Consider the following 11,752-nt stretch of genomic DNA (forward strand, 5'->3'; position numbering starts at 1 on the left):
GAAATAAGCGCGCTGCGGTCTAATGGCGGCATTCGTTATCCACCAGAGGAATTCCATGCAGACCCGCCTTCACTTCGCCGCGCTTCTTTTCACTTCCATCGCCTTTGCGCAGGTGGCGCAAGCGGACCAACTGGCCGCCATCAAGGCAAAGGGCGAGCTGGTCTGCGGGACCCTGGGCACGGACGAGCCGAACAGCTTCATCGACGCCAGGTCGCGCCAGCTGGTCGGCTATGAAGTGGACCTGTGCCGCGCCATCGCCCAGGGCCTGGGCGTCAAGCCGGTGATCAAGCAGCTGGCCGTGGCCGCCCGCATTCCCGAATTGCAGCAGGGCCGCATCGATATCCTGACGGCGTCCCTGACGCACAACAAGGAACGCGAAGCGCTGGTCGATTTCTCCCTGTCCACGTTTTACACGGGCCAGCGCGTGCTGGTGAAAAAAAGCAGCAATATCACGACGGTCGCTGGCCTGGCCGGCAAGAAAGTGCTGACCGTCAAGGGCGGCACGCAGGAGCCGAATATTCGCAAGGCCGTGCCCGGCGTGGACGTGGTGACGTTCGAGACGGCGGGCCAGGCGTACCTGGGCTTGCAGCAAGGCAAGGGCGTCGGCTATGTCGACGATGAAGTCTCCTTGCTCAACAACTACGCCAAGCTGGGCGCCGCGCAAAAAGACTATATCGTGCTGCCGCAAAACATCAGCCAGGAAGTGTTTGCCTTCGGCATCCGCAAGGGCGAGACGGGCGTGAAGACAGCCGTCGACCAGGTGCTGCGCGGGCTGGAGAAATCGGGCGAGGCGGAAAAACTGTTTTTCAAATGGTATGGCCCGACCAGTAATGTGAAGTTCCAGAAGCGCAATTTCAAGATCGAGTCGGACAAGATCGACGCCTGAACCTTGCCTGACGCTTCCGCATGTTTGATCTGAACTTTCTGCTGTCCGGCGACTACCGCGACTGGTTGCTCTCCGGCCTGCTGCTATCCCTGCAACTGATGGGCATCACCTTGCTCTTGTCCTTGCCGCTGGCGTGCGGCGTGACCATGCTGCGCCTGGCGCCGTCGCGTCTGCTCAATGCCCTGGGCGCCGCGTATGTCGAGCTGATCCGCAACGTGCCCTTGCTGGCCCACTTCCTGTTCTGGTATTTCGGCGCGCCCGAATTGCTGCCCGACACGTGGAAGGAGCGTTTGTATGCCGGCAATATCGAAGCCGTCAGCGCCATCACGGCCCTGACCTTGTACACGGCCGCCTACATGGCGGAAGACATCCGCAGCGGCATCCGCGCCATTCCTGCCCAGCAATTCGAGGCGGGCAGGGCGCTGGGTTTCAGCTTTCTCGCCACCATGCGCCTGTGCATCGTGCCGCAGGCGCTGCGGCTGGCCGCGCCGCCGCTGCTGTCGCAAACCCTGAACTTGTGGCAAAACACCAGCATCGCCACCGTCATCGGCGTGGCCGAGCTGATGTACCAGACGCAGCGCGTGGAAGCGGCCTCGTTCCGCAGCGTCGATGCGTTTGTCTTTGCCAGCGCGGCGTATCTGGCCGTGTCGCTGGTGATCGCGGGCCTGGCGGCCTGGCTGCAAAAGAAGGTGTCCTGATGCTGGAACTGCTCCATGACTACTGGCTGTATTTCCTCGTCGGCCGCTATCCCGAGGGACCTTTGGGCGGCCTGGCGCTGACGGTGCTGTTGGCCAGCCTGGCGCTGGTGCTCAGCCTGCCCGTTGGCTTGCTGTTGGGGCTGGCGCGCCTGAGTCCCTGGCGGCTGCTGCGCTGGCCCGTCGCCGCGCTGATCCACGTGGTGCGGGGTATTCCTTTGCTGCTCGTTATCTTCTGGGCCTACTTTTTCCTGCCCAGCATCACGGGACATGAAAGCGGGCAATTCGGCACCATGCTGGCGGCTCTCGTCATCTTCGACGGCATTTATCTGGCGGAAATCGTGCGCGCCGGCGTGCAAGCCGTGCCGGCAGGACAAGTGGAGGCGGCCCGTTCGCTGGGCTTGAGCTATCTGGACAGCATGCGCCAGGTCGTGCTGCCGCAGGCGCTGCGCCACATGCTGCCCTCGCTGGTCAACCAGTTCGTCTCGACCATCAAGGAAACCTCGCTGGGCACCATCATCGGCCTGGCCGAAGTGTCGTTCATCGCTACACAAGTCAATGGCCTGGTGCTGACGAAACCCGTGCAAGTGTATTTTTTGCTGGGCATGACGTACTTTGTTTTATGTTTCAGCCTGTCGCGCGCCGCCTTCTGGCTCGAGCGGCGCCAGGCGCGTCTTTTGAAAGCGGCAGCATGATCACCTTTGACAACGTCAACAAATACTATGGCGACTATCACGCCTTGCGCGGCATCAATGAACACGTGGCCAAGGGCGAGGTGCTGGTCGTGTGCGGGCCGTCCGGTTCCGGCAAGTCGACCCTGATCCGCACCATCAACCGCCTGGAGGCGATCGCTTCGGGCCGCATCACGGTGGCCGGCCAGGACATCCACGCGCCGGGGCTGGACGTGAATGCCTTCCGCTCGCACATCGGTTTTGTGTTCCAGCAATTCAACCTGTTTCCGCATTTGTCCGTGCTGGACAATTGCGCGCTGGCGCCGCAGCGCTTGCGCGGCCTGACCCGGCGCGAGGCGGAAGAGCGGGCGCTGGCGCTGCTGGACCGGGTGGGGCTGGCGCACAAGGCGCATGCCATGCCGGCGGCCCTGTCGGGCGGCCAGCAGCAGCGCGTGGCGATTGCCCGCGCGCTGGCCATGCAACCGCCGCTGATGCTGTTCGACGAGCCGACCAGCGCGCTGGATCCGGAAATGGTGGGCGAGGTGCTGCAAGTGATGCGCGACCTGGCGCAGGGCGGCATGACGATGGTGTGCGTGACGCATGAAATGGGCTTTGCGCGCGAAGTGGCGGACCGCGTCTGGTTCATGGACCACGGGCAAGTGCTGGAACGGGCCACGCCCGAGGATTTCTTTACGCGGCCGCAACATGCGCGCGCACAACAATTCCTGTCCGATATCCGCAGCCCGTTCAGCGCGGCCGCATGATTGGCGGCTGTGTGCGCAAGCGAACGGTATTTCGCCGGCGGCAGGCGCACGCTAGCCAGGCAAGCGGCGCATGGTGCGCCAGCAGCCGATCAGGAGGGCCGTATCATGTCACGCATCATCGCAGGTCATTTTCAGTTGCAGGAACAGATCGACGCCGCGCGCGCGGCCCTGAACCAGGCGGGCTTTCCCGACAGCCGCATCAGCGCCTTCTTTGTCAACCAGCCGGGCCAGCACGACTTGCACGCGCTCGGCGGTGACCGCGACATGTCGCCGGGAGCGAAAGAGACGCCAGAGGGTGTGGTCGAGGGTGTGGCTGTCGGGGCCGCCGTCGGTGCGGGCATCGGCGCGGCCACGACCCTGGCGACGGGGCCGCTGGGCCCGGTGGTGGGGGCGCTCGTGGGCGCGCACGTGGGCTCGCTCTACAGTTTCAACAAGATGAAGGACGCGGGCGAGCCGGAAGCAAATGGCGAGGGGAACGCCGAAAACCGCCGCCAGCCACGCCATCCCGGCATGCTGATCGCCGTCGCGCTGGGCGGCCCCGACGAGCGCGAACGGGCGCTCGAGGCGTTGCACCGGCTGGGCGCCGAGCATATCGAGGAAGCGGAAGGCACGATCGCCAATGGCGACTGGCATGATTTCGACCCGCTCAGCATTCCCGTGCTGGTGGCGTGAATTCATAAATTCCGAGCTGCATGAAATTTAGGTATGATCCTTGTTAGTATTAGTAATTATTGGTAAATAATGCCGACAGGGATAGTTTCCGCGCGCCCATAGTGACACTGGACCAAGGTGACTGCCCGTAGTACTTGCCTCGCATGCTAACGAGTATGGATAGGAGGGCGCGTCATGACACAGGCATGGTTCATTCTGACACGGGCCGATGGGCGCGACATCTGCGCGCCCTCGCCGGCACAGCTGGCCGATGCGCTGGCCGAGGTCTACCGCGGCGGCGGCGCCACGCCCGATGGCAGCCCGGCCGCCGTCCTGTTGCGTTTCGGCTACGACGACGGCTTGATGTATCAGGTCGAGGTCGCTAGCGGAGGCGAAGTCACTTTCGAGGAATGGTCGGACCGCGATTGTGAAATCGCCCTGGCCACGCCGCGCCACATGTCGGCCCTGCCGCAGGACGACGCGCTGCAGCTATGGCAGTGGCTGGCGCAGCGCCAGGTGGCGAAGATCCGCAGCCAGCCCTGGCAGGGCGGCTAACCCTGCCGTTTTTCCAAAGGTCTAGTGCGCCATCAGCACGGGGATCGTCATGCTTTGCAGAATCGTGCGCGTGACGCCGCCGAGGATGGTTTCGCGCAGGCGCGAATGGCCATACGCTCCCATCACCAGCAAATCGGCCGACAGGTCGGCCGCCTGCGACAGCAGCGCTTCGCCGATGTCGCCGCGCCGCACGCCACCGCCATCGAGCAAATGCAGCCGCGCTTCCACGCCGTGGCGCGCCAGGTACTGCGTCAGTTCGGCGCCCGGTTGTTCGCCGTGCTCGGCGGCATGCACCTGGGCGTCGAAGATGGCCACGTGGACTTGCCCGGCGCGCTGCAGCAGGGGCAGGGCGGCGCTCACGGCGCGGCTTGCTTCCTTGCTGGCGTTCCAGGAAATGAGCACATTGCGCGCGGCTGCCGGCGGCGCCAGCAGGGGCAGCGGCGGCGCATACGGCACGATCAGCACGGGGCGGCCCGAATGCAGCAGCACATAGGCGGGGAAGTCGCGCATCACGGACGGCGATTTATCCTTGGCATTGTATTGGCTGATGACGACCAGGTCCGCATAGCGGGCCAGCAGGCTGATGCCGCCCGCCGCCTCGTCGTCGAGCACGCGCTGCTCGAACGAGGCGACGCCGGCCGCGCGCACCTGTTGCTCGAAACCGTCGAGGGCGCGCGTCGCCCGTTCCCTCAGGAAATTCAAATGCAAGCTCAGGTTCGGGTCGGCATCGAGGTCGGGCTGGTTCTGGTACAGCAGCCGCGACACGCCCGTTAGCGCCACGCCCGTCAGGTGGCCGCCGCAAGCCTGGGCGATGCTGGCGGCCGCGTCGATGCGGGCGGCGCGCCCCGCGCTGTCGTCGATGTGGAGCAATACGGTTTTATATGTCATGGCCTGTCCTCTCGCTGTGCGGTAGCGGTCATTCTGGCACAGTCCGGGGTGCCGGCCGCGCACGACTGCATCAGCCTGAGCACTTGATTTGGCGCAAGGCTGCCAATAAAAACTGCTCCTACACTTGATGCCACGCAGAACAACCATAACAAGCGGGGAGAGACAGTCATGAAGGAACAAAAGGTAGCGCTGGTCACGGGTGGCATGGGCGGCCTGGGCACGGCCTTGTGCCGCCGCCTGCATGGGGCGGGCTTTGCCGTCGTGGCGGCGCATACGCCGGGCAATGCGCGGGTGGCAAACTGGCTCGAAGAGCAGCAGGCGCAGCAGTATTATTTTCATCCGCTGTCCCTTGATGTGACGGATTTCGCCGCCTGCAGCGAGGCCGTGTCCAGCGTGCTGGCGCAGTTCGGCAGGGTCGACGTGCTGGTCAACAACGCCGGCATCACGCGCGACCAGAGCATGCGCAAGATGGAATTGCCGCACTGGGCCGAGGTCATGCGCACCAATCTCGACAGCCTGTTCAACATGAGCAAGCAGGTGCTCGAACCCATGCTGGCCAAGCGCTGGGGCCGCATCATCAATATCTCGTCCGTCAACGGCCAGAAGGGCGCGTTTGGCCAGTGCAACTATGCGGCTGCGAAGGCGGGCGTGCATGGCTTCAGCAAGGCGCTGGCGCTGGAAGTGGCGCGCCATGGCATCACCGTCAACACGGTCTCGCCCGGCTACCTGCGCACGCAGATGGTGACGGCCGTGCCGGCCGATATCCTGGAAACAAAAATCCTGCCGCAAATTCCCTTGGGCCGTCTGGGCGAGCCGGACGAGGTGGCGGCCCTGGTCGCTTACCTGGCGTCCGACGAGGCGGCATTCGTCACGGGCGCGAACATCGCCATCAATGGCGGGCAGCATATGAGTTAAGCAAGCGTGCCGCTTGCATAGAGGCAATGGCAGTAGAGGAGACCCGTCCACCCAGCCGGCGCACAGATGCTGGCGCAGGACGGAAGGCAATGGCAGTCACGCTGGAAAACACGGGGCAGGGCAGCGATGCCTTGCCCTTTGTTGTTGCGCCGCCGTTATGCTCTCCTCACGGCACCGGGCGCCGGACTTTTTCCAGCCGCGTCTGGCAATCGATGCACAGCCGCGCTTCGGGACGCGCGTTCAGGCGCGACAGGCCGATGGCTTCGCCGCAGTTGTCGCACAGGCCATAGCTGCCATCGGTAAACCTGGCCAGCGCATGCTTGATGATGGCCAGCTGGGCCAGGTTGTGCTCGGCCGCTTCGCTGACGAGGGCGTTCAAGGTGCGCACGCTGGCGTTGTCGGCCGGCGAGGCTTCGACTTCATTGAGCAGCGAGGCGCGCGCATCCGCTTCGGCCGCTTCGTTCTCGATCTGTTCCAGCAACGCCAGCTTGCGTTGCTCCAGCACGCCCTGCAGGCGCTGCAGCTGGTCTTGCGGCAATCCATTCATGGCTGTCCCCGATAGGCGTCTGTCCTATATGGTAGTCCAGGATGGGCGACTCTGCTTGCGCTACTACCCGCGCCGCGTTTGACGCGGCGCAGGCGGGCAGGGGCCGTTCTATGCTGGTTCTTTGAGGCAGTTGACCATCCAGGCGACGCCGAACTGGTCTTTCAGCATGCCGAAGCGCTTGGCCCAGAACGTTTCCTCCAAGGGCATCTGAATGTTGCCGTCACGCGCCAGCGCGTCGAAGACCCGTTCCGCCTCTTCCGGCGTATCGACGGTCAGGCAGATCGAGCTGCCGTGCATGCCCTTGGCGCCATCTTCGCTGCAGCCGCCGTCCGAGCCCATCAGCATGGTCGGTCCCAGCTGCACCGAGCCGTGCATGATCTTGTCATACCAGTCTTCCTTGACTTGCTCCTGCATCGGCGTGCCGCGATACGGCATCAGGCACAGGTCGGTGCCATGCAGGTGCTGGCGGTAGTATTCCAGCGCTTGCGCGCAGTTTCCATCGAATTGCAAATACGGTTCGATACGCATGTTGGTCTCCTCTGGTCGTCCCGCAGGCACGATTGCCCGGCGGGGACGTCCCAGTATAGGCGCTCGCCGGCCGATTTCAATCAGTCCGGCGCCATCTCTTGCAGCCGCTCACGCACCTTGCCCAGGGTGCCCAGGATGCGTTCGGGATTGCCTGCAAGCACGGCGCTGCCCAAGTGCAACAAGCTCGTCGCCAGGCTGATCCAGTGCCGCACGTCGTCGTTGCGGGCGATGCGCAGGCGCACCGTGTCGAGCAGGCCGCTGAGCTGGCGCTGCGCCGTGTCCAGGCCGGCCACCGTGTGCCCGGCGGCATCGGCGTACAGCTGATTGGCTTGCTGGCGCAAGGCCACTTCCAGGGCGAAGACGGCTTGCGCCTGGCTGTGGCTGATGCCACTGTCTCCCTGGCTGGCGCGCCTGCGGATGGCGCGCATGACGGCGCCGTGCAGGGTGACGGCCGCCTGCGACAGGCTGTCGGCCAATTGCTCGACGCGCATGGCGCTGCTGAGAGCCGCTTCGCGCCGTTCGCTGCTGCTTGTGCCTACCGATCCGTCCATCTTGCCTCCGTGGTGGTGAGGGCGGCAGCCAGCTGCGCGTGTTCGCGCCCCAGTGCCGCCAGTTGCCGGCGCGCCAGGGTATGGCGCAAGCCAAGCAGGCGGTATTCCTCGGTTTTGTTTTGCTGCATGTTTTTCGCCAGCACGGCCAGCAGGCGCTGCGGCGGCGTGTCCGCATACGCGATTTCCACATCGAGCAAGCCGAGCACCATGTCGCGCTCGTTATCGCCGCTCTTGTCGTACAGCGCCAGCAAGCTGTCGAGCGCGGCCAGCAGGGCTTGCAGCGGCGCATCGCCGTCGTGCAGCACTTGCGCCAGCTGCGCCCGCTGGCTGGCCGCGCCGCCCAGGCGCGACAATTGCTGCAGCAGCAAGGTGTAGGCGCTCACATGGCGGTCGTCGATGCCGCTGCCGGGCCAGGCGCGGATGGCGGCGCCGGCGCCGGCCAGTTCCGGCCGCACGTCATATGCATCGGCATCGGCCAGCCGGCCCAGCGCCTGCAGGTACAGGCGCACGGCCTGCGCCAGGCGCGCGACATCCGCCTGCGCGGCGCGGCGCTGCGCATCGAGCAGGCGTTCGCGCGCGTCTTCGGCCGGCGACAGATAAGGGCGGGCGCGCTGGTAGCTGTCGACGTGGCGCTGCGACAGTTCGCCGAAGGCGGTCAGGGCATCGGCGCCGGCGGCCAGCGCGCGCACCTGCGCCAGCTCGGGGCGCGCGGTGGCGCAGCCGCACAGCAGAATCGCCAGGCAAAGGTGTTGGCAGAGGTTCAGGCCAAGGGCGCGGCAATGGCGGGCGGGCAGGGCGGACACGTGACCTCTCGACAGGAAATACTGTATGGAAAGGTATTGTCGTGCCGGCTTGCGCCGCCCGCCTTGTGCCGGCGCAAGCGCGCTGCGATCAGGCGCCGATTGTGCCCGCTGTGCCTGTCAATTGCTCGCGCCAGCCCAGTCCGGCAACGGTGTCGCTGGCGGGACGGTATTCGCAGCCGACCCAGCCTGCGTAGCCGACCTGGTCGAGCAGCTTGAACAGATGGCGGTAGTTGATCTCGCCCGTGCCCGGTTCATGGCGGCCCGGCGTATCGGCGATCTGGATGTGGCGGATCAGGGGCAGCAGGGCGCGGATGGTGTTGCTCAGTTCGCCTTCCATGCGCTGCATGTGATAAATGTCGTATTGCAGGAAGATATTGTTGCGCTGGCAGTCGGCGATGATGTCGGCCGCCTGCTGGCTATGATTCAGAAAGTAACCGGGCATGTCGTAGCGGTTGATCGGCTCGATCAGCACGTTGATGCCATGCGGACGGCAGGCGTCGGCCGCAAATTGCAGGTTGCCGATCAGGCTTTGCCGCGCCCGCTCCAGGCTCATGCCGGGTGGCACGATGCCGGACATGCAGTGCAGCTGTTTCGCCCCGAGCGCCAGCGCATAGTTGAGCGCCAGTTGCACGTTGTTGCGGAATTCCTCGCCGCGCCGCGGATCGCAGGAAATGCCCCGCTCGCCGTGCTCCCAGTCGCCGGGTGGGAAGTTGAAGACGGCCAGCTGCAGATGGTGGCGTTCCAGCCGCATGGCGATCTGCCGCGCCTCGACGGCATAGGGAAACAGAAATTCGACGGCATCGAAACCCGCTTCCCTGGCGGCGGCAAAGCGGTCGAGGAAGGGCAGTTCGGTAAACATCATGCTGAGGTTGGCAGCGAAGTTCGGCATGGCGGCACGCAGGTGAGGACGATGAATACTATCCTAGCCCAAATCGGCAAATGGTGGCGGGCATAAAAAAACCGTTCCAGAAGCAAGTCCTGGAACGGTTTTTGCCGTCTTTTTGATAAAGACAAACGCCGCCTGAAAGCGTAGCGAGCGGGAGTGATATTGCGTCGAGTAGCGCAGCCGTACAAGAGTACGGCGAGCAACGCAAACGCAATAGCGCCCCGCGCAGTAGCTTTAAGGCCGCGTTTTAGCGGCCGCGGCCGCCGGAGCGATGGTTTGCCGCCGAACGCGGCGCATTGCCCGAACGGTTGCCGCCGCCACCGCCGCCCGCTGGGCCGGCGCTGCGTGGCTTGGCGCCGCTGCCGCCGGTTTTCACGCGCACCACGGCGCCGGCTGGCGCGCGGCTGTTGTTGCGGTGACCGCCGGTACCGCTGCGCAATTGCACAGGCTGGGCGCGGGCGTTCAGGTCGGGCTCGAAACCTTCGATGACTTCGCGCGGCAGGGTTTGCTTGATCAGCTTTTCGATGTCTTTCAACATTTCGTGCTCATCCACGCAGACCAGCGACACGGCTTCGCCCTTGGCGCCGGCACGGCCCGTGCGGCCGATACGGTGCACATAGTCTTCCGGAATGTTCGGCAAGTCGTAGTTGACGACGTGCGGCAACTGGTCGATATCGATACCGCGCGCGGCGATGTCGGTGGCGACCAGCACTTGCAAGGTGCCATCCTTGAACTCGGACAGCGCGCGCGTGCGTGCCGACTGGCTCTTGTTGCCGTGGATGGCCAGGGCGCCGATGCCGTCCGCGCCCAGCTGCTCGACCAGTTTATTCGCGCCATGCTTGGTGCGTGTAAATACCAGCACTTGCGTCCAGTTGTTCGACTTGATCAGGTAGGACAGCATCGGGTGCTTCTTGTCGCGGTCGACCGGATGGATCTTTTGCTTGATCACTTCCACGGTCGAATTGCGGCGCGCCACTTCGATCATGGCTGGCTTGTTCAGCAAGCCGTCGGCCAGGGCCTTGATCTCTTCCGAGAACGTGGCCGAAAACAGCAGGTTCTGGCGTTTTGGCGGCAGCACGGCCAGCACTTTCTTGATGTCGCGGATGAAGCCCATGTCGAGCATGCGGTCGGCTTCGTCGAGAATCAGGATTTCCACTTTCGACAGGTCGACCGTGCCCTGGCCCATGTGGTCCAGCAAGCGGCCCGGCGTGGCGACGAGGATGTCGACGCCATGCTTCAATTGCTTGATTTGCGGGTTGATGCCGACGCCGCCGAAGATCACGGTCGAGTTCAATTTGGTGTATTTGCTGTAGGCGCGCACGCTTTCCTCGACCTGCGCGGCGAGTTCGCGCGTCGGGGCCAGGATCAGGGCGCGGATCGGGCGCGTCGAGGTGTTGCTGGTGATGGACGCGCCATTGGCGTCCGTCGACAGGCGGTGCAGCACGGGCAGGGTGAAGCCGGCCGTCTTGCCGGTACCGGTTTGTGCACCGGCCAGCAAGTCGCCGCCAGCCAGCACGGCGGGAATCGCCTGCGACTGAATCGGGGTCGGCACGGTGTAGCCGTGTTCGGTAACGGCACGTACGATAGCGTCGGACAATCCGAGGGAGGAAAAGGACATGGTAACTTTATTGTGAGATCGGCCTGTCGCCATCGTGAGGCGCCAGTCGCAGGCAATCAGATTAGGGGTCGAAAGACAGCGGCAAGGGGACTGGTCATATGTGCCGCACACGCGAAGTATAACAGCATGGCAAAAACGCGCCTGTTTTGTTTCAGCTTTGCAATGCCGCAAGTAAAGAAAAGTCAGGCCAAGGCGCGCTGCCGTCCTGGAAAGCCTGAGCCATACGATAGGGAAACGGGGCAGCGGCGACGTGATCACTGGCAAGGCGGCCTTTCGCCGCCATCTGGACATGGCGTGCCCGAGCGCAAGACGCGCGGGAGGCGTTTTAGTGCATGTGACAGTTGTCGCACATAGCGCTTGCGTGTGTGTGACTCTTGTCGCATAATTGCGTCAATAGTCACTAAAAGGATGCACCATGAGCACGCCCTCCGTCACCGAACTGTCGTTATTGAAAGCCTTGTGGAAAGACCACCCGCTATCCGCGCGCGAATTGCACGCCAGGGTGGAAGACGAGCTGGGATGGTCGTTTTCATCCACGCGCAAGACGCTCGAACGCATGCTGGACAAGGGCATGCTGCTGCAGCGCAGCGTGCATGGCGTGCTCGTGTATGAAGCGAACGTGGACAAGGTGGCTACCCTGGCCGCGTTCGCCCACGACTTTGGCCGGCGCGTGATGGAAATCGACAGTCCCTTGCCGGTCAGTATGTTTACGGGCAGCAAACTGGTGGACCAGCAGGAGCTGGCGGCGCTGGAACAATTGCTGCAGGACTGGCCGCTCGAGGGAAAGGACTAAG

The 11,752-nt window shown here is 64.2% G+C and carries 15 protein-coding genes; 8 read left to right on the plus strand and 7 right to left on the minus strand.

Annotated elements, in window-relative coordinates; genetic code table 11:
* Positions 1-55 precede the first annotated feature (55 nt).
* From FG13_RS27625 to FG13_RS27650, 6 genes are all read left to right on the plus strand, one after another.
* Positions 56-886, plus strand: coding sequence for a transporter substrate-binding domain-containing protein (locus FG13_RS27625; protein WP_035826324.1), 831 nt, complete (start codon positions 56-58; stop codon positions 884-886).
* Positions 887-906: 20 nt separating this feature from the next.
* Positions 907-1,584 carry an amino acid ABC transporter permease gene (locus FG13_RS27630; RefSeq protein ID WP_035826325.1) on the plus strand — a complete coding sequence of 226 codons (678 nt, stop codon included), beginning with the start codon at positions 907-909 and terminating at the stop codon, positions 1,582-1,584.
* A complete protein-coding gene (locus FG13_RS27635) occupies positions 1,584-2,276 on the plus strand; it encodes an amino acid ABC transporter permease (protein ID WP_035826327.1) in 693 nt (230 codons plus the stop codon). Before FG13_RS27630 ends, FG13_RS27635 begins: the two co-directional genes overlap by 1 nt.
* On the plus strand, positions 2,273-3,016 hold the full coding sequence (locus tag FG13_RS27640; protein WP_035826329.1) for an amino acid ABC transporter ATP-binding protein: 744 nt from the start codon (positions 2,273-2,275) through the stop codon (positions 3,014-3,016). Before FG13_RS27635 ends, FG13_RS27640 begins: the two co-directional genes overlap by 4 nt.
* Positions 3,017-3,121: 105 nt before the next feature.
* On the plus strand, positions 3,122-3,688 hold the full coding sequence (locus FG13_RS27645; RefSeq protein ID WP_035826331.1) for a glycine zipper domain-containing protein: 567 nt from the start codon (positions 3,122-3,124) through the stop codon (positions 3,686-3,688).
* Between the two features lie 174 nt (positions 3,689-3,862).
* Positions 3,863-4,222: a hypothetical protein gene (locus FG13_RS27650; RefSeq protein WP_035826334.1), complete on the plus strand. Its 360-nt coding sequence runs from the start codon at positions 3,863-3,865 to the stop codon at positions 4,220-4,222.
* 21 nt (positions 4,223-4,243) lie between these two features.
* Here FG13_RS27650 and FG13_RS27655 read toward each other — a convergent pair whose 3' ends face one another.
* The gene (locus FG13_RS27655) at positions 4,244-5,110 is read right to left on the minus strand and encodes a universal stress protein (RefSeq protein ID WP_035826335.1); all 867 of its coding nucleotides are present in this window, start codon (positions 5,108-5,110) and stop codon (positions 4,244-4,246) included.
* A gap of 168 nt (positions 5,111-5,278) precedes the next feature.
* Here FG13_RS27655 and phbB point away from each other — a divergent pair, with 168 nt between their 5' ends.
* On the plus strand, positions 5,279-6,025 hold the full coding sequence (gene phbB, locus FG13_RS27660) for an acetoacetyl-CoA reductase (protein ID WP_035826336.1): 747 nt from the start codon (positions 5,279-5,281) through the stop codon (positions 6,023-6,025).
* A gap of 166 nt (positions 6,026-6,191) precedes the next feature.
* Here the strand turns inward: phbB and FG13_RS27665 are convergent, their stop codons facing one another.
* The 6 genes from FG13_RS27665 to FG13_RS27690 all read right to left on the minus strand — a co-directional run bounded on the left by FG13_RS27665 (position 6,192) and on the right by FG13_RS27690 (position 10,958).
* Positions 6,192-6,572, minus strand: a complete 381-nt coding sequence (locus FG13_RS27665; RefSeq protein ID WP_035826337.1) for a TraR/DksA family transcriptional regulator — start codon at positions 6,570-6,572, stop codon at positions 6,192-6,194.
* Between the two features lie 108 nt (positions 6,573-6,680).
* Positions 6,681-7,100 carry a VOC family protein gene (locus FG13_RS27670; protein WP_035826338.1) on the minus strand — a complete coding sequence of 140 codons (420 nt, stop codon included), beginning with the start codon at positions 7,098-7,100 and terminating at the stop codon, positions 6,681-6,683.
* 80 nt (positions 7,101-7,180) lie between these two features.
* Positions 7,181-7,651, minus strand: a complete 471-nt coding sequence (locus FG13_RS27675) for a hypothetical protein (protein ID WP_051959499.1) — start codon at positions 7,649-7,651, stop codon at positions 7,181-7,183.
* Entirely contained in the window at positions 7,636-8,454 is an 819-nt protein-coding gene (locus tag FG13_RS27680; protein WP_051959500.1) for a hypothetical protein, read from the minus strand. Before FG13_RS27680 ends, FG13_RS27675 begins: the two co-directional genes overlap by 16 nt.
* Positions 8,455-8,542: 88 nt before the next feature.
* Positions 8,543-9,343: a 2-oxo-tetronate isomerase gene (gene otnI, locus FG13_RS27685; protein ID WP_035826339.1), complete on the minus strand. Its 801-nt coding sequence runs from the start codon at positions 9,341-9,343 to the stop codon at positions 8,543-8,545.
* Between the two features lie 244 nt (positions 9,344-9,587).
* Positions 9,588-10,958: a DEAD/DEAH box helicase gene (locus FG13_RS27690; RefSeq protein WP_035826342.1), complete on the minus strand. Its 1,371-nt coding sequence runs from the start codon at positions 10,956-10,958 to the stop codon at positions 9,588-9,590.
* Positions 10,959-11,373: 415 nt separating this feature from the next.
* Here FG13_RS27690 and FG13_RS27695 point away from each other — a divergent pair, with 415 nt between their 5' ends.
* Positions 11,374-11,751, plus strand: a complete 378-nt coding sequence (locus FG13_RS27695) for a BlaI/MecI/CopY family transcriptional regulator (RefSeq protein WP_035826344.1) — start codon at positions 11,374-11,376, stop codon at positions 11,749-11,751.
* The last annotated feature ends 1 nt before the right edge of the window (position 11,752 follow it).

Origin of the sequence: Janthinobacterium sp. RA13 (assembly GCF_000745325.1) — a bacterium.
In the GTDB taxonomy this organism is placed as follows: domain Bacteria; phylum Pseudomonadota; class Gammaproteobacteria; order Burkholderiales; family Burkholderiaceae_D; genus Janthinobacterium; species Janthinobacterium rivuli.

Bases quoted from the DNA above. Each gene is read 5' to 3' on its own strand.
- FG13_RS27625 (WP_035826324.1), top strand. From the start codon at position 56: ATGCAGACCCGCCTTCACTTCGCCGCGCTTCTTTTCACTTCCATCGCC.
- FG13_RS27630 (WP_035826325.1), top strand. From the start codon at position 907: ATGTTTGATCTGAACTTTCTGCTGTCCGGCGACTACCGCGACTGGTTG.
- FG13_RS27635 (WP_035826327.1), top strand. From the start codon at position 1,584: ATGCTGGAACTGCTCCATGACTACTGGCTGTATTTCCTCGTCGGCCGC.
- FG13_RS27640 (WP_035826329.1), top strand. From the start codon at position 2,273: ATGATCACCTTTGACAACGTCAACAAATACTATGGCGACTATCACGCC.
- FG13_RS27645 (WP_035826331.1), top strand. From the start codon at position 3,122: ATGTCACGCATCATCGCAGGTCATTTTCAGTTGCAGGAACAGATCGAC.
- FG13_RS27650 (WP_035826334.1), top strand. From the start codon at position 3,863: ATGACACAGGCATGGTTCATTCTGACACGGGCCGATGGGCGCGACATC.
- FG13_RS27655 (WP_035826335.1), bottom strand. From the start codon at position 5,110: ATGACATATAAAACCGTATTGCTCCACATCGACGACAGCGCGGGGCGC.
- phbB (WP_035826336.1), top strand. From the start codon at position 5,279: ATGAAGGAACAAAAGGTAGCGCTGGTCACGGGTGGCATGGGCGGCCTG.
- FG13_RS27665 (WP_035826337.1), bottom strand. From the start codon at position 6,572: ATGAATGGATTGCCGCAAGACCAGCTGCAGCGCCTGCAGGGCGTGCTG.
- FG13_RS27670 (WP_035826338.1), bottom strand. From the start codon at position 7,100: ATGCGTATCGAACCGTATTTGCAATTCGATGGAAACTGCGCGCAAGCG.
- FG13_RS27675 (WP_051959499.1), bottom strand. From the start codon at position 7,651: ATGGACGGATCGGTAGGCACAAGCAGCAGCGAACGGCGCGAAGCGGCT.
- otnI (WP_035826339.1), bottom strand. From the start codon at position 9,343: ATGCCGAACTTCGCTGCCAACCTCAGCATGATGTTTACCGAACTGCCC.
- FG13_RS27690 (WP_035826342.1), bottom strand. From the start codon at position 10,958: ATGTCCTTTTCCTCCCTCGGATTGTCCGACGCTATCGTACGTGCCGTT.
- FG13_RS27695 (WP_035826344.1), top strand. From the start codon at position 11,374: ATGAGCACGCCCTCCGTCACCGAACTGTCGTTATTGAAAGCCTTGTGG.